Source organism: Pseudomonas sp. FP215, from assembly GCF_030687795.1.
Classification (GTDB): Bacteria; Pseudomonadota; Gammaproteobacteria; order Pseudomonadales; family Pseudomonadaceae; genus Aquipseudomonas; species Aquipseudomonas salmasensis.
The window spans coordinates 631,330-647,963 of record NZ_CP117447.1; the positions used below are offsets into that span (position 1 = coordinate 631,330).

Sequence of the window (16,634 nt, forward strand, 5' to 3'; positions counted from 1 at the left end):
TTTTCCTGCCGGCCATCGCCGGCACCAAGTTTGCGCGAATGAGGACAAGTGTTATGGGTAAGAATGTCGTAGTCCTGGGCACCCAATGGGGTGATGAGGGCAAAGGCAAGATCGTTGATCTGCTGACCGAACATGCTGCCGCCGTAGTGCGCTACCAAGGTGGCCACAACGCTGGCCACACCCTGGTCATCGATGGCGAAAAAACCGTCTTGCACCTGATCCCGTCGGGTGTCCTGCGCGAAGGCGTGCAGTGCCTGATCGGCAACGGCGTGGTGGTCGCACCTGACGCCCTGCTGCGCGAGATCACCAAGCTGGAAGAGAAAGGCGTACCGGTGCGCGAGCGCCTGCGTATCAGCCCGTCCTGCCCGCTGATCCTGTCCTTCCACGTTGCGCTGGACCAGGCCCGTGAAAAGGCGCGTGGCGAGCTGAAGATCGGCACCACCGGTCGCGGCATCGGCCCGGCCTACGAAGACAAGGTTGCACGTCGTGGCCTGCGTGTGGGCGACCTGCTCAACATGCCGCGCTTTGAAGACAAGCTGCGTGAACTGGTGGATTACCACAACTTCATGCTGGTGGGTTACTACAAAGAGCCGGCCATCGAGTTTGAAAAGACCCTGGCCGAGTGCAAGGAATACGCTGAACTGCTCAAGCCGCTGATGCTGGACGTGACGGCCGAGCTGCACGACCTGCGTCGCGCTGGCAAAGACATCATGTTCGAAGGCGCCCAGGGTTCGTTGCTGGACATCGACCACGGTACCTACCCGTACGTGACCAGCTCCAACACCACCGCTGGCGGCGTTGCGACCGGTTCTGGCGTTGGCCCGATGTTCCTGGACTACATCCTGGGTATCACCAAGGCCTATACCACTCGCGTAGGTTCGGGCCCGTTCCCGACTGAACTGTTCGACGACGTCGGCGCGCACCTGGCCAAGCAAGGTCACGAATTCGGCGCCACCACTGGCCGTGCTCGTCGTTGCGGCTGGTTCGATGCTGTTATCCTGCGTCGCGCTATCGATGTGAACAGCATCTCGGGCATCTGCCTGACCAAGCTGGACGTACTCGACGGCCTGGAAACCATCAACATCTGCACCGGCTACAAAGATGCTGAAGGTAACGACGTTGCCCCGACCGACGCTGACAGCTACGTGGGCCTGCAGCCTGTGTACGAAGAAGTGCCGGGCTGGACTGAATCGACCGTGGGCGCCAAGACCCTGGAAGAGCTGCCAGCCAACGCTCGTGCTTACATCAAACGCGTCGAAGCGCTGATTGGCGCACCGATCGACATTATTTCGACGGGCCCGGACCGCAACGAGACCATCGTTCTGCGTCACCCGTTCGCGTAATAAGCTGTTGATGTAACAGGCAAAGGGCTCCTTCGGGAGCCCTTTGTCGTTTCTGCCCGGCAAGCGGCACGACCCTTGCTGTGTTTCCCTCTTTCGAGGTGCTATCAAATTAGTGGCACCCGTGGTGGAGGGATTTCCAGTGTCTGCCGTTCTCTCGTTGTTACAAAGCCGTCTGTTGCGGCCGGTGTTCGTTACCCTTGGTATCGCTCTTTTGGTGCAAGTGCTGGTGGCCGTCGCGCTGACGCGGAGCACGGTGACGGCGCTGGAGGCCGATTTGGGCAATCGCTTGGGCATTGATAGCCAGAAGTTGTCTGGCGAACTGGCCCAGGCTGGCAAGGAAGTTACGTCCAGCCTGGACAGCCTGTCCGCCAGCACGCGCCAGCGACTGACAGCAGGGCTTTCCACGCGCTTGCAGGAAGAGCAAAAGCAATTGCGTGCGACCCTGGAAAAAGACCTGCAGGACTCCGCCAATGACATGGCGCAACTGCTGGCCTCGGTCGCGCCCCGTGCCATGTGGGACAGTGACGTGCCGACCCTTTCAGAGTTTGCCCGCCGGGCCCAGCGCAACCCCAATGTGCTGTTCGTGGTGTACGACGACGCCGCAGGCGAGCACCTGACCCGATACCTGAACCGCGAAAACCCGATCAACCAGGCCCTGCTGGCAAAGGGCGCGGGGGAGCGTGCCTTGGATAAGGTGCTGGACGCGGCCAAGACAGACCCGTCCGTGTATTACGTCGAAGCCTCTATCAGCCCCAACGGTGTGGAAATCGGCAAAGTGCGCATGGGTGTGTCGACCGCAGCGGTTGAGGCCGACCTGCAAGCCTTGGATAAGCGCTTTGCCGCGCTGATCGCCAGCGGTGACCAACTGGTGGGCGACAGCCTCAAGGGCGCCGCAGCTGACAGCGCCAGCGCCATGGGCGCCCGGCTGCAATCGGCGCAAGCCACTGCCACGCAAATGACGGCCAACACCGCCAGCGCCGTGCAAGACGCGGCGGGCACTCTGCGCTGGCGCATCGGCATGGGCCTGGCACTGGTGGGGCTTGGCGTATTGCTGCTGATCGCTATTGTGCTGGGCCGGCGCGTGGTCAATCGCCTGAAGCTGCTGATTGCCGCGATGGATGACCTGGCGGCCGGCGAGGGCGACCTCACCAAGCGCGTGCAGATCAACAGCAAGGACGAAATCGGCGACATGGCCTCGGCGGTCAATCGCTTTGTGGATAAGTTGCAGCCCATCGTGCGCGAGGCTGGCGACGTGGCCCAGCGTACCGGCGTGGAAATCGGCGCCATGACGTTGCGCAATGCCGGCGCCGATGCGGCGGCGGGCTTGCAGCGTGATGAAGTGGCCGAGAGTTTGCGCGCCTTGTCGCAAATGGCCGACGAGGCCCAGGCCGAAAGCCACGCCATGCAGGCGGCCTTGCAGCAGGTGGTGGATATTCGCCAGGCCACGGATGAAAACTCACGGACCTCGGCCGAAGTCGGCAGCTTGATCGAGGCGTTGGCGGGGCAGGTGCAGGCCGGCTCCCAGGTGATCGAACGGCTGGCGCAGCAAAGCGAACAGATTGAAGTGGTGTTGACCGTGATCCACGGTATCGCCGAGCAAACCAACCTGCTCGCCCTCAACGCGGCTATCGAGGCGGCACGGGCTGGTGAGACTGGGCGCGGCTTTGCGGTGGTGGCCGATGAAGTGCGGGCGCTGGCCAGCAAGACTCAAAGCTCTACGGGCGATATCCAGGCGCATATCGTCGCGTTGCAGCAGGGCGCGCGTGAGGCCGTGGAAACCATCGGCAAGGCCGGGCGTCAGGCCAATGAGGGGCTGCTGGTGCTGCGCGACAGCGTGCGCTTGCAGCAGACGGTACAGGCTTCGGTGGAGCAGGTGCATGCTGCCATCGGCCTGGCGACGCGTGCGGCTGAGCATCAGGCTCAGGGCGCGCATGCGGTGCGTGGGCGCGTGGAGGTGATCCATGCCCAGGCCGAGCGTGCGGCGCAGGCGGTGGTGGAGACGACGGCCAGTGGCAAGGTGCTGGATGGGTTGGCGGCGCAGTTGAAGGCGAGTTTGGGGCAGTTCAGGGCTTGAGGTTGCCTGGACTGGCCTCATCGCAGGCAAGCCAGCTCCCACATTCAACTGCATTCCAAAGTTGGAGTGCGGTCAACTGTGGGAGCTGGCTTGCCTGCGATAGCTGTTTCAGCGGCTCAAATACATCCGCGTCGTAAGCAGATACACCGGCAACCCCGACACCAGAATCAACAACGCTGCATACGGCGCCGCCGCTGCAAATTCCACATTCGAGGTATGCGCCCAGACGGCCGTCGCCAAGGTATTCAACCCGGTCGGGCTCAGCAGCAGCGTGGCCGTCAGTTCCTTCATCGCATCCAGGAACACCAACGCAAACGCCGCACCCAATGCCGGGAATATGATCGGCAGGGTGACTCTGCAAAACGCACTGAACGACGATGCGCCTAATGTGCGCGCAGCCTCTTCCAGTTGTGGAGCCGCCTTGTTCAGCGCTGTACGAATCGGCGCCTGTGCCAACGGCAAAAACAGCAGCGCATAAGCAATCAGCAACAACGCCGAGGTTTGGTACAGCGCCGGCACGTAATGCAGGGCGAAATACACCAGGGTCAACGCAATCACTAGGCCGGGCAGGGCATGCAGTAGGTACGGCAAACGTTCGGCCCAGATCGCCAGTTGGCCTTTGTAGCGCACCACCAGCAACCCCACCGGCACGGCCAGTACCAGGCACAGTGCGGCGCCGCCCAGCGAGAGCGCCAGGGATGACAGCAGTGCCTCACCGATCTCGGCCATCGGAAACGCTGCCGACGAACCGACTGCCAACCAATACCCGAGCATCCCCAGCGGAATGCCGCTGCCAATGATCGCCAGCGCCAGGCAATACACCTGGCCCAATGGCGCCCACTTGCCCAGCCGAACCTGCTCGGCGTGTCGTGCCGCGCCCTGGCCGATGCGCACGTGCCGGCCTTTGCCGCGTACGCGCAGCTCCAGCCACAGCAGCGTCAGGCACATCAGCAGCAGCACTGCCGAGAGCATCGCCGCATTGGCATTGCTGAATTCCAGTTCGAACTGCTGATAGATCGCAGTGGTGAAGGTCTGCAAGCCGATGATCGACAGCGCGCCGAATTCCACCAGCATGTGCAGTGCGATCAATAGTGAGCCAGCCAGCAGCGATGGCCACAGCAGCGGCAAGGTGATGCGAAAGAACACACCCCAGCGGTTGAGCCCCAGCGTGCGGGCCGACTCTTCCAGGGAAGGGTCAAGATTGCGCAGCGTTGCCGCCACCGGTAGAAACACCAGCGGGTATTTGGACAGGCTCATCACCAGGATCGCGCCGCCGAGCCCCTCGAACTGGGCGCTCAACGACACCCAGGTAAAACTGCTGACAAACGCCGGCACCGCAAACGGCAGACAAAGAATCACGCCCCAGAGGCGCCGACCTGGCAGGTTGCTGCGTTCCAGCAGCCAGGCCAGGGACAGGCCGATCACGCCGCAGGCCAGCGTCACGCCGACCATCAGCGCCAGGGTGTTGCGCAGCAGCCCGAACACATAAGGCCGCCACAGTAGATGCACCGCCTCCGTCCAGCCCGCCTGCCAGGCTTTGAGCCCGACATAGGCGAGTGGCAACAGGCTCAGGCCAACCAGCAACAGCACGGGCAGCAGCAGCCAGATCGACGGACGTTTGCGACGGGGGGTGAACCCCGCGACGGAAAGCGATGGGTTCATCAGTTCAGGCCAACGTCACGTTCCAGTTCCAGGGCTTCTTCGGCGTTGCCCAGGTCTGCGGGGGTGACTTTCGGCGGCTGCAACTCGCTAAACGGCTTGAGGCCACGGTTCGATTCCATGCCCTTGCGCAGCGGGTACTCGGCCGAGGTGTTGGTGATCACGCGCTGGCCTTCTTCGCTGGCCATGAATGCCAGCAATTGCTGAGCTTCTTTGGGGTGTTTGCTGGATTTGAGTGCGGCAGCGGAGGACACGGTGATCAGGCCGCCGGCATCGCCATCGGTGAAGTAATGCAACTGGGAGTCCAGATTGGTTTTTTCCTTTTTCAGGGCAAACCAGTAGTAGTTGTTCACCAGCACGGTGGCCACTTCGCCGTTTTCCACGGCCTTGAGGGCGACCATGTTGTTGCTGTACACCTTGCCGAAGGCGCGCAGGCCGGTCAGCCACTCTTCGGCGGCTTCGCGACCGTGCAGCTTGATGATCGCCACGGCTTGTTCCTGGAACGCGCCGCTGGTGGGTACGAAGCCGACCTTGCCTTGCCACTCGGGGCCGGCGAAATCCAGCACCGATTTGGGCAGGTCTTTTTCGGCAATCAGTTTCGGGTTGAAGGCCACGACGCGGGTGCGTGCGGTCACGCCCATCCAATCGCCGTTTTTGCCCACGTAATCCTTGGGCAGCACATCCAGGGTGCTGGCATCGATTTTTGCCAACAGGCCTTGCTCGCCGAGTTTGTTCAGGGGCGGTGATTCTTCGGTGTAGATGACGTCGGCAGGGGAGCGCTCACCTTCTTCGACGACCTGGCTGGCCAGCTGGTTGCTGCTGCCTTTGCGCACGTTGACGTGGATGCCGGTCTTGGCTTCGAAGGCCTTGGCGAGTTCATCGCCGACTTCTTTGTGTTGGCCGTTGTATAAGGTCAGGGAGACCTTGTCGGCAGAATGGGCGGCGGGCGAGAGCAGGGTCAGGCTGAGTAGGGTGAGGGTCAGGCCGCGCAGAAGGGATGTCTTGAGTCGGTTGTCACGGATCATCATCCGAAGTGTTCCTCGCTTATATGCAACAAATCATTGCAAGGATAAACGATAAATCTTCTCAAGTGCGGATGAGGGGGAAATCACCGGTGAAGTTTTCAAACCCCGGAAACGAAAAAACCCGCTTTCGCGGGTTTGATCTGAATTTGGTGCCCAGGAGAAGACTCGAACTTCCACGACCTTGCGATCACCAGCACCTGAAGCTGGCGTGTCTACCAATTTCACCACCTGGGCATTATCTAACAACGTTGCCGCTGTTGATGGGGCGAACTATACGGCGGGGCTTTTGATCTGTAAACCCCTGATTCGAAAAATATAAATCAATTTTTCCGTTAAAAATCAAAGGCCTGAAACGAAAAAACCCGCTTTCGCGGGTTTGATCTGAATTTGGTGCCCAGGAGAAGACTCGAACTTCCACGACCTTGCGATCACCAGCACCTGAAGCTGGCGTGTCTACCAATTTCACCACCTGGGCAGCATCAACAACGTTGCCGTCGTCGATGGCGCGCACTATACGGAGCGATATTTGAGCTGTAAACCCCTGCCATGAAAAAAGCCTGGAAAATTTCGCCAGTGGTCGTGCAAGGTGCGCGCCGGGGGTCGCAAAGAGCTTTTAAACGCTTGTTGATACCTGAAATTTCCCGTTTCAATACGCGTATGCCAAACTAACCCGCATATAGACAAGGTGAAAACTCTCTAATGGCCGATTGGCAGTCCCTCGATCCCGAGGCCGCTCGTGAAGCGGAAAAATATGAAAACCCTATTCCTAGCCGCGAACTGATCCTGGCGCACCTCGCCGATCGTGGTTCGCCTGCTAGCCGCGAGCAGTTGGTTGAAGAATTCGGTCTGACCACCGAAGACCAGCTCGAAGCCCTGCGCCGCCGTCTGCGTGCGATGGAGCGCGATGCTCAATTGATCTACACCCGTCGTGGCACTTACGCGCCGGTCGACAAGCTGGACCTGATCCTGGGTCGCATTGCCGGCCACCGTGATGGCTTCGGCTTCCTGATCCCGGACGACGGCAGCGACGACCTGTTCATGAGCCCTGCGCAAATGCGCCTGGTGTTCGATGGCGACCGTGCCCTGGCGCGGGTTTCTGGCCTGGACCGCCGCGGCCGCCGCGAAGGCGTGATCGTCGAAGTGGTGTCCCGTGCCCACGAGTCCATCGTCGGCCGTTACTTCGAAGAAGGCGGCATCGGCTTCGTTGTGCCGGATAACCCGAAGGTGCAGCAGGAAGTGCTGATTACCCCGGGCCGCAATGGCGCAGCCAAGGTCGGCCAGTTCGTCGAGGTGAAAATCACCCACTGGCCAACGGCGCGCTTCCAGCCCCAGGGCGATATCGTTGAAGTGGTCGGCAACTACATGGCGCCGGGCATGGAAATCGATGTTGCCTTGCGCACCTACGATATTCCTCACGTCTGGCCTGAGGCTGTGCTCAAAGAAGCCGCCAAGCTCAAGCCGGAAGTCGAAGAGAAAGACAAAGAAAAACGCATCGACCTGCGCCATCTGCCGTTCGTCACCATTGACGGCGAAGATGCACGCGACTTCGACGATGCGGTGTACTGCGAAGCCAAGCCAGGCAAGCTGCGCCTGTTCTCCGGCGGTTGGAAGTTGTACGTGGCGATTGCCGACGTCTCCAGCTACGTGAAGATCGGTTCGGCCCTGGATAACGAAGCCCAGGTGCGCGGCAACTCCGTGTATTTCCCTGAGCGCGTGATCCCGATGCTGCCTGAGCAGCTGTCCAACGGCCTGTGCTCCCTGAACCCGAAAGTCGACCGTTTGGCCATGGTGTGCGAGATGACCATCTCCAAAACCGGCGAAATGACCGACTACCAATTCTACGAAGCGGTGATCCACTCCCAGGCGCGCCTGACCTACAACAAGGTCAGCACCATCCTGGAAACACCGAAGACCAGCGAAGCCAAGGCCCTGCGTACCGAATACGCTGGCGTGGTACCGCACCTCAAGCAGCTTTACTCGCTGTACAAGGTGTTGCTGGGCGCTCGCCATACCCGTGGCGCGATCGATTTTGAAACCCAGGAAACCCGGATTGTCTTCGGCTCCGAGCGCAAGATTGCGGCGATCACCCCGACCACTCGCAACGACGCGCACAAGCTGATCGAGGAATGCATGCTGGCGGCCAACGTGGCCACTGCCGAGTTCCTCAAGAAGCACGAAATTCCTGCGTTGTACCGTGTGCACGACGGCCCGCCGCCGGAGCGCCTGGAAAAACTGCGTGCTTTCCTCGGCGAACTCGGCCTGTCCCTGCACAAAGGCAAGGACGGCCCGACGCCGAAGGATTACCAGGCCCTGCTGGCCAGCATCAAAGACCGTCCGGATTACCACGTGATCCAGACCGTGATGCTGCGCTCGCTGAGCCAGGCGGTGTACAGCGCCGATAACCAGGGCCACTTCGGCCTGAATTACGAGGCGTACACCCACTTCACTTCGCCGATTCGTCGTTACCCGGACTTGCTCACGCACCGGGCGATCCGCAGCGTGATCCATTCCAAGCAGAACACCCCGCACGTCAAGCGCGCCGGTGCCATGACCATTCCGAAGGCACGGATCTACCCGTACGACGAAGCGGCCCTGGAACAGCTGGGCGAGCAGTGCTCCATGAGCGAGCGCCGCGCTGACGAAGCCACCCGCGACGTGGTGAACTGGCTCAAATGCGAGTTCATGAAGGATCGCGTGGGCGAGTCGTTCCCGGGTGTGATCACCGCCGTGACCGGTTTTGGCCTGTTCGTCGAGCTGACCGACATCTACGTCGAGGGCCTGGTGCACGTCACCGCATTGCCGGGTGACTACTACCACTTCGATCCTGTGCATCACCGCCTGGCGGGCGAGCGCACCGGTCGCAGCTTCCGCCTGGGCGATACCGTTGAAGTGCAGGTCATGCGTGTCGACCTCGACGAGCGCAAGATCGACTTCGGCATGCCTGATAAACCGGCTGAGCCTGCGGGTCGCAAAAAGCGTGGTGAAACCACAGCGCCTGCGTCCAAAGGCAAAACGGCCGCGGCGAAAACCACGGCTGAGCCTGCACCTGCCAAGGCTGGTCGTCGTTCTTCCGCCAAGGACAAGGCCCCTGAAGCCTACCGCCCAAGCGACGCCGCGGCGAAAAACGCCGAGCTGCGCAAGAGCCGCGAGTTGAAGCAGCAGTTGCTCAACGAAGCCAAGAGCGGTGGTAAAGCGGCGTCTGGGGGAAAGTCCCAAGGGGCGGAAAAACCGTCGAGCAAGCCAAGTAAACACCGTAAAGGCCCGCCAAAAGCGGGTTCGGCTCCCGCAAAAAGCGGCGGGTCGCGCAAACCTAAGGCCAAGTCATGAGTCTGGAAAAAATCTACGGCGTGCACGCCGTAGAAGCACTGCTGCGTCACCACCCCAAGCGCGTTAAGCAGGTGTGGTTGGCCGAAGGTCGCAGCGAGCCGCGCGTACAGGCGCTGGTCGAGTTGGCTACGCAAAACAAGGTTGCCATCGGCCAGGCCGAACGTCGTGAAATGGACGTGTGGGTCGAAGGCGTTCACCAGGGCGTGGTGGCCGACGTCAGCCCGAGCCAGGTGTGGGGCGAGGCGATGCTCGACGAGCTGCTCGATCGTACCGAAGGCGCACCGTTGCTCTTGGTGCTGGACGGCGTGACCGACCCGCACAACCTCGGCGCCTGCCTGCGCTCGGCGGATGCTGCCGGTGCGCTGGCCGTGATCGTGCCCAAGGACAAGTCCGCGACCCTGACGCCGGTAGTGCGCAAGGTCGCCTGCGGTGCGGCGGAAGTGATTCCGCTGGTGGCCGTGACCAACCTCGCGCGTACCCTGGAGAAGCTCCAGCAACGCGGCCTGTGGGTCGTGGGCACGGCGGGGGAGGCCGAGGTCAGCATCTATGACCAGGACCTCACCGGCCCGACTATCCTGATCATGGGCGCCGAAGGCAAAGGCATGCGTCGTCTGACCCGTGAGCATTGCGATTACCTGGTACACCTGCCGATGGCCGGTAGCGTCAGCAGCCTCAATGTGTCGGTTGCGACGGGTGTTTGCCTGTTTGAAGCCCAGCGTCAGCGTGGTGCCAAGGCTAAGGCCAAGCCCAAGAAGTAATTGCAGTGTGGGGCATGCCTCAATCTTAATGTAGGAGCGAGCTTGCTCGCGAAAAACGTCAACGATAACGCGGGTTTCCTGAATGAGCGCGGTGTCTGTGATTTTTTCGCGAGCAAGCTCGCTCCTACATTTGTTTTTGTGGTGCTTGGGGTTGTTCAAATAATCACCAATTACCTTGCGCCGCTTCTCCCCCTTCTCTACAATTGCGCCCCTTGCCTTCCTGGCAGGCACCGATGTGCCTCCCCTGCGGCAAGATCCATAAGTGTCATTCACTCCTTGTCTGACCGTTTTTGAGCGGCAGGCTACAACCCGTAAGGAGCATTCATGCGTCATTACGAAATCATCTTTTTGGTCCACCCGGATCAAAGCGAGCAAGTCGGCGGCATGGTTGAGCGTTACACCAAGCTGATCGAAGAAGACGGCGGCAAAATCCACCGTCTGGAAGATTGGGGCCGTCGTCAACTGGCCTATGCAATCAACAATGTTCACAAGGCTCACTACGTGATGCTGAACGTTGAGTGCACTGGCAAGGCCCTGGCCGAGCTGGAAGACAACTTCCGCTACAACGATGCAGTGATCCGTAACCTGGTCATCCGTCGCGAAGAAGCCGTTACCGGCCAATCCGAGATGCTCAAGGCTGAAGAAAACCGCAGTGAGCGCCGTGAGCGTCGCGACCGTCCTGAAGAAGGTGCTGATGATAGCGCTGATGACAGTGACAGCAGCGATAACGCTGACGAGTAATCCACGGACCTTATTAAGGAGCCTATCAAATGGCACGTTTCTTCCGTCGTCGTAAATTTTGCCGCTTCACCGCTGAAGACGTGAAAGAGATCGATTACAAAGATCTCAACACTCTGAAAGCCTACGTATCCGAGACCGGCAAAATCGTTCCAAGCCGTATCACCGGTACCAAAGCACGTTATCAGCGTCAGCTGGCCACCGCTATCAAGCGCGCCCGCTTCCTGGCCCTGCTGGCCTACACCGACAGCCACGGCCGCTGAGACCGGGCAGTCGACAAGTAGTAAGGGATTGAATGCATGCGCGCCTTAGCTGAGTTCATCATGCGCGGTCGCGTGCAGGCCACTCTGGTAGTGGCTGGATGTGCGGCATTGCCGTTGCTTTATTGGTTGGGTGCTGCCGCAGGTTGCCTTGTGCTGCTGCGGCGCGGTTTGAAGGACGCCCTTGGCGTTCTTGCCCTGGGTTTGTTGCCGGCCTTGATCTGGTGGCTGCAAATGGGTGATCCACGGGTACTTCTGGTACTGCTGGGGTCATCGAGCCTTGCGTTGGTTTTGCGCGCAAGTGAGTCCTGGGTCCGTACGCTGCTGGTCAGCGTGGCATTGGGGGTGGTGTACTCAGTGATGCTTGGCGCGGCTTTCCGCCCGCAAATCGAGGCGCTGGCGCAGGAGATCGTCAAGATCCTGCCGTTGGCCCTCGGGGATCTCTACCAGCAGTTGTCGGTAGATGAGCGAGCGCGGTTTGCGTCACTGATTGCTCCGGTCCTGACCGGCCTGATTGCGGCTTTGTTGCAGGTCGTCAGCGTGCTGAGCCTGATTCTTGGGCGTTATTGGCAGGCGTTGTTGTACAACCCGGGTGGTTTTGGTCGCGAGTTTCGCAGTATCAGAATCCCAGCGGGGCCGGCGATGTTGCTGCTGGCGTGCATGGTTGTCGGGCCGAACTTCGGCCCACAGATGGCCTTGCTGGCGCCGATTTGCAGCGTACCGCTGGTGTTTGCCGGGCTGGCCCTGATTCATGGGCTTGCTGCGCAAAAGCGACTGGCCAAGTTTTGGCTGGTGGGGTTGTACGTCACGCTGGTGCTGTTCATGCAGCTGATCTATCCGTTACTCGTGGTCTTGGCCATTGTTGACAGCCTGATTGATTTTCGCGGTCGTCTGGCGTCGAAAGACGCCGATAACGCGAACGGTGAAGGTTAAAAGTTAGAGGATTTTCACATGCAACTGATCCTTCTGGAAAAAGTCGCCAACCTGGGCAACCTGGGCGACAAAGTGAACGTTAAGGCCGGCTACGGTCGTAACTACCTGCTGCCATACGGCAAAGCCACCGCTGCAACCGCTGCCAACCTGGCTGCGTTTGAAGAGCGTCGTGCTGAGCTGGAAAAAGCCGCAGCAGACAAAAAAGCGTCGGCCGAAACTCGCGCTGCCCAACTGGCTGAGCTGGAAGTGACTATCACTGCCACCGCTGGTGACGAAGGCAAGCTGTTCGGTTCGATCGGCACCCACGACATCGCTGATGCACTGACCGCCTCCGGCGTTGAAGTGCAGAAGAGCGAAGTTCGTCTGCCGAACGGCACCATCCGCAACGTAGGCGAATTCGACGTAGCCGTGCACCTGCACGCCGAAGTTGAAGCCACCGTACGCGTTGTCGTGGTAGCAGCTTAAGTCGCACCTAACTGACTGGCACCTCGCGTGTCAGCCGGTTAACATCGGGCACGATCCTGTTTACAGGTCGTGCCTTTTGTTTTTCTACACACCCCAAATTCCAAGTGGCCATGAACGAAATCTCCGCTCCTGAGCAATACGATCTGCAAACCGCTGCCCTGAAGGTGCCGCCGCATTCCATCGAGGCCGAACAGGCCGTGCTCGGTGGCTTGATGCTGGACAACAACGCCTGGGAACGCGTGCTGGATCAAGTCTCGGACGGTGATTTCTATCGCCATGACCACCGCCTGATCTTCCGCGCCATCGCCAAGCTGGCCGACCAGAACTCACCGATCGACGTGGTCACCCTGGCCGAGCAGCTGGACAAGGAAGGCCAGACCTCCCAAGTGGGCGGCCTGGGCTACCTCGGTGAGCTGGCAAAAAACACGCCGTCCGTCGCCAACATCAAGGCCTATGCCCAGATCGTCCGCGAGCGGGCCACGCTGCGCCAGTTGATCGGCATCAGCACCGAAATCGCCGACAGCGCCTTCAACCCCGAAGGCCGCACCGCCGCCGAGATCCTTGACGAAGCCGAGCGCCAGATCTTCCAGATCGCCGAAGCCCGCCCGAAAACCGGCGGGCCGGTCAGCGTCAACGACCTGCTGACCAAGGCCATCGACCGCATCGACACCTTGTTCAACACCGATGCCGCGATTACCGGTATTTCCACCGGTTACACCGACCTCGACGAAAAGACCAGCGGCCTGCAGCCGTCCGACTTGATCATCGTCGCCGGCCGTCCGTCCATGGGTAAGACCACCTTCGCGATGAACCTGGTGGAAAACGCCGTGTTGCGCAGCGACAAGGCGGTGCTGGTGTACTCCCTCGAGATGCCAGGCGAATCGCTGATCATGCGTATGCTTTCCTCCCTGGGCCGTATCGACCAGACCAAGGTGCGTTCCGGTCAGTTGGAAGACGACGACTGGCCGCGCCTGACCTCGGCGGTCAACCTGCTCAACGACCGTAAGCTGTTCATCGATGACACCGCGGGTATCAGCCCGTCCGAAATGCGCGCACGTACCCGCCGCCTGGTGCGTGAGCATGGCGATATCGCCCTGATCATGATCGACTACCTGCAGTTGATGCAGATTCCCGGTTCCAGCGGCGATAACCGTACGAACGAGATTTCTGAAATCTCCCGTTCCCTGAAGGCGCTGGCCAAGGAATTCAACTGCCCGGTGGTGGCGTTGTCCCAGCTCAACCGTTCCCTGGAACAACGTCCCAACAAGCGTCCGGTGAACTCCGACTTGCGGGAATCCGGAGCGATCGAGCAGGACGCCGACGTGATCATGTTCGTGTACCGCGACGAGGTGTACCACCCTGAGACGGAGCACAAAGGCATTGCCGAAATCATCATCGGTAAACAGCGGAACGGCCCGATCGGGTTTATCCGTTTGGCGTTCATCGGCAAGTACACGCGTTTCGAGAACCTGGCGCCGGGTAGCTACAACTTCGACGACGACGAGTAGTTTGTGGGAGCGGGCTTGCTCGCGAAGGCGGTGGATCGGTCAGCAGGTGTATTGACTGACACACCGCCTTCGCGAGCAAGCCCGCTCCCACATTTGAATGGGTTCACAATTCAGGGTCACCACAATTCCGACTACTGTCGTCGGAATTGGTCAAATTTTGTGCTATATTCCGCGCCCGCGATTTTTCATCTTCACACCGGTCACCGTCATGCAAACAGCCAAGCCGTTATTTGACTATCCCAAGTACTGGGCCGAATGTTTCGGTCCTGCGCCATTCCTGCCGATGAGCAGGGAGGAGATGGATCAGCTTGGCTGGGATTCGTGCGACATCATCATCGTCACCGGTGATGCCTATGTTGACCACCCCTCGTTCGGTATGGCGATCATCGGCCGGCTGCTGGAGTCCCAGGGCTTTCGCGTCGGGATCATCGCGCAACCGAACTGGCAGTCCAAAGACGACTTCATGAAGCTCGGCGAGCCAAACCTGTTCTTCGGCGTCGCGGCCGGCAACATGGACTCGATGATCAACCGCTACACCGCCGACAAGAAAATCCGCTCCGACGACGCCTACACCCCTGGCGGTATGGCCGGCAAACGCCCGGACCGTGCGAGCCTGGTGTACAGCCAGCGTTGCAAGGAAGCCTACAAGAACGTGCCGATTGTACTCGGCGGCATCGAAGCTTCCCTGCGCCGCATCGCCCACTACGACTACTGGCAAGACCGCGTGCGCAACTCGATCCTGATCGACGCCACCGCCGATATCCTGCTGTACGGCAACGCCGAGCGGGCCATCGTCGAGGTTGCCCAGCGCCTGTCGTGGGGCCACAAGATCGAAGACATCACCGATGTGCGTGGCACCGCGTTCATCCGCCGCGATACCCCAGCCGGTTGGTACGAAGTGGATTCCACGCGCATCGACCGTCCGGGCAAGATCGACAAGATCATCAACCCGTACGTGAATACCCAGGACACCCAGGCCTGCGCCATTGAGCAAGAAAAAGGCCCGGTGGACGATCCGGAAGAAGCCAAGGTTGTGCAGATCCTGGCCAGCCCGCGCATGACCCGTGACAAAACTGTGATCCGCCTGCCCTCGGTGGAAAAAGTCCGCGGCGACGCGGTGCTCTATGCCCACGCCAACCGCGTGTTGCACCTGGAAACCAACCCAGGCAACGCCCGCGCCCTGGTGCAGAAGCACGGTGAAGTGGACGTGTGGTTCAACCCGCCGCCCATTCCCATGACCACCGAAGAAATGGACTACGTGTTCGGCATGCCCTACGCCCGCGTACCGCACCCAGCGTATGGCAAGGAGAAGATCCCGGCCTACGACATGATCCGTTTCTCGGTGAACATCATGCGTGGCTGCTTCGGCGGCTGCACCTTCTGCTCGATCACCGAGCACGAAGGCCGCATCATCCAGAACCGGTCCGAAGAGTCGATCATTCGCGAAATCGAAGAGATCCGCGACAAAGTGCCGGGCTTCACCGGCGTGATCTCCGACCTCGGCGGCCCGACCGCCAACATGTACCGCATCGCCTGCAAGAGCCCGGAGATCGAATCCGCGTGCCGCAAGCCATCGTGCGTGTTCCCTGGCATCTGCCCGAACCTGAACACCGACCACTCGTCGTTGATCCAGCTGTACCGCAGTGCCCGTGCGTTGCCGGGTGTGAAGAAGATCCTGATCGCTTCTGGCCTGCGCTACGACCTGGCCGTCGAGTCGCCGGAATACGTCAAAGAGCTGGTCACCCACCACGTCGGTGGCTACCTCAAGATCGCCCCGGAACACACCGAGGAAGGTCCGCTCAACCAGATGATGAAGCCGGGCATTGGCAGCTATGACAAGTTCAAGCGCATGTTCGAGAAGTACACCAAGGAAGCGGGCAAGGAGCAGTACCTGATCCCGTACTTCATCGCTGCTCACCCGGGCACCACCGATGAAGACATGATGAACCTGGCCCTGTGGCTCAAGGGCAATGGCTTTCGCGCCGACCAGGTGCAGGCGTTCTACCCGTCGCCGATGGCCACCGCCACCGCGATGTACCACTCGGGCAAGAACCCGCTGCGCAAAGTCACCTACAAGAGCGACGCGGTAACCATCGTCAAGAGCGAGGAGCAGCGCCGCCTGCACAAGGCGTTCCTGCGTTACCACGACCCGAAGGGCTGGCCGATGCTGCGTGAAGCATTGACCCGCATGGGCCGTGCCGACCTGATCGGATCGGGCAAGGACCAGTTGATCCCGCTACACCAGCCGTCCACCGACAGCTACCAGAGCGCCCGACGCAAGAACTCGACGCCGGCGGGCAGCCATAAGGTCGCCAAGGAAACCACCACCAAGATCCTCACCCAGCACACCGGCCTGCCGCCTCGTGGCAGCGACGGCAGCAACCCGTGGGACAAACGCGAGCAAGCCAAGGCTGCGGCCCAGGCGCGCAACAAGCAGGCGGCCAAAGAGCGCAGTGATGCGGCCAAGGGCAAGGGCGGCAAGCCTACGCGCAAGCCGGTAGTGCCGCGTTGATCGACGCCTGAAATGCAAAACGCCAGCCTCGT

The 16,634-nt window shown here is 60.6% G+C and carries 12 protein-coding genes and 2 tRNA genes; 10 read left to right on the forward strand and 4 right to left on the reverse strand.

Features of this window, described 5'->3' with window-relative positions; translation table 11 throughout:
* The first annotated feature begins 53 nt into the window (after positions 1 to 53).
* Positions 54 to 1,343, forward strand: a complete 1,290-nt coding sequence (locus tag PSH76_RS02700; protein WP_003188067.1) for an adenylosuccinate synthase — start codon at positions 54 to 56, stop codon at positions 1,341 to 1,343.
* Between the two features lie 139 nt (positions 1,344 to 1,482).
* A complete protein-coding gene (locus PSH76_RS02705) occupies positions 1,483 to 3,417 on the forward strand; it encodes a methyl-accepting chemotaxis protein (protein WP_032893836.1) in 1,935 nt (644 codons plus the stop codon).
* Between the two features lie 108 nt (positions 3,418 to 3,525).
* Here the strand turns inward: PSH76_RS02705 and PSH76_RS02710 are convergent, their stop codons facing one another.
* The 4 genes from PSH76_RS02710 to PSH76_RS02725 form a co-directional block, all read right to left on the reverse strand.
* Complete coding sequence (locus tag PSH76_RS02710) at positions 3,526 to 5,079, reverse strand: iron ABC transporter permease (RefSeq protein ID WP_305493558.1); 1,554 nt, start codon at positions 5,077 to 5,079, stop codon at positions 3,526 to 3,528.
* Positions 5,079 to 6,104, reverse strand: a complete 1,026-nt coding sequence (locus PSH76_RS02715; RefSeq protein ID WP_003188071.1) for an extracellular solute-binding protein — start codon at positions 6,102 to 6,104, stop codon at positions 5,079 to 5,081. The genes PSH76_RS02710 and PSH76_RS02715 overlap by 1 nt, the downstream gene beginning before the upstream one ends.
* Before the next feature lie 144 nt (positions 6,105 to 6,248).
* Positions 6,249 to 6,335 (reverse strand) — tRNA-Leu (locus PSH76_RS02720).
* A gap of 154 nt (positions 6,336 to 6,489) precedes the next feature.
* Positions 6,490 to 6,576: transfer RNA gene (locus PSH76_RS02725), tRNA-Leu, on the reverse strand.
* 224 nt (positions 6,577 to 6,800) lie between these two features.
* Between PSH76_RS02725 and rnr the strand changes: the two genes are divergently transcribed.
* The 8 genes from rnr to PSH76_RS02765 all read left to right on the forward strand — a co-directional run bounded on the left by rnr (position 6,801) and on the right by PSH76_RS02765 (position 16,602).
* The gene (gene rnr / locus PSH76_RS02730; RefSeq protein WP_003188072.1) at positions 6,801 to 9,428 is read left to right on the forward strand and encodes a ribonuclease R; all 2,628 of its coding nucleotides are present in this window, start codon (positions 6,801 to 6,803) and stop codon (positions 9,426 to 9,428) included.
* Entirely contained in the window at positions 9,425 to 10,186 is a 762-nt protein-coding gene (gene rlmB, locus PSH76_RS02735; protein WP_003188074.1) for a 23S rRNA (guanosine(2251)-2'-O)-methyltransferase RlmB, read from the forward strand. Before rnr ends, rlmB begins: the two co-directional genes overlap by 4 nt.
* Positions 10,187 to 10,510: 324 nt before the next feature.
* A complete protein-coding gene (gene rpsF / locus PSH76_RS02740; protein ID WP_098949725.1) occupies positions 10,511 to 10,927 on the forward strand; it encodes a 30S ribosomal protein S6 in 417 nt (138 codons plus the stop codon).
* 29 nt (positions 10,928 to 10,956) lie between these two features.
* Complete coding sequence (gene rpsR, locus PSH76_RS02745; protein ID WP_002551829.1) at positions 10,957 to 11,187, forward strand: 30S ribosomal protein S18; 231 nt, start codon at positions 10,957 to 10,959, stop codon at positions 11,185 to 11,187.
* A gap of 36 nt (positions 11,188 to 11,223) precedes the next feature.
* Positions 11,224 to 12,117, forward strand: a complete 894-nt coding sequence (locus PSH76_RS02750) for a hypothetical protein (protein WP_305493559.1) — start codon at positions 11,224 to 11,226, stop codon at positions 12,115 to 12,117.
* 18 nt (positions 12,118 to 12,135) lie between these two features.
* On the forward strand, positions 12,136 to 12,582 hold the full coding sequence (rplI, locus tag PSH76_RS02755) for a 50S ribosomal protein L9 (RefSeq protein ID WP_003171376.1): 447 nt from the start codon (positions 12,136 to 12,138) through the stop codon (positions 12,580 to 12,582).
* A gap of 110 nt (positions 12,583 to 12,692) precedes the next feature.
* A complete protein-coding gene (gene dnaB, locus PSH76_RS02760; protein ID WP_003188079.1) occupies positions 12,693 to 14,090 on the forward strand; it encodes a replicative DNA helicase in 1,398 nt (465 codons plus the stop codon).
* Between the two features lie 208 nt (positions 14,091 to 14,298).
* Positions 14,299 to 16,602: a YgiQ family radical SAM protein gene (locus tag PSH76_RS02765; RefSeq protein WP_003188080.1), complete on the forward strand. Its 2,304-nt coding sequence runs from the start codon at positions 14,299 to 14,301 to the stop codon at positions 16,600 to 16,602.
* Positions 16,603 to 16,634 lie beyond the last annotated feature (32 nt).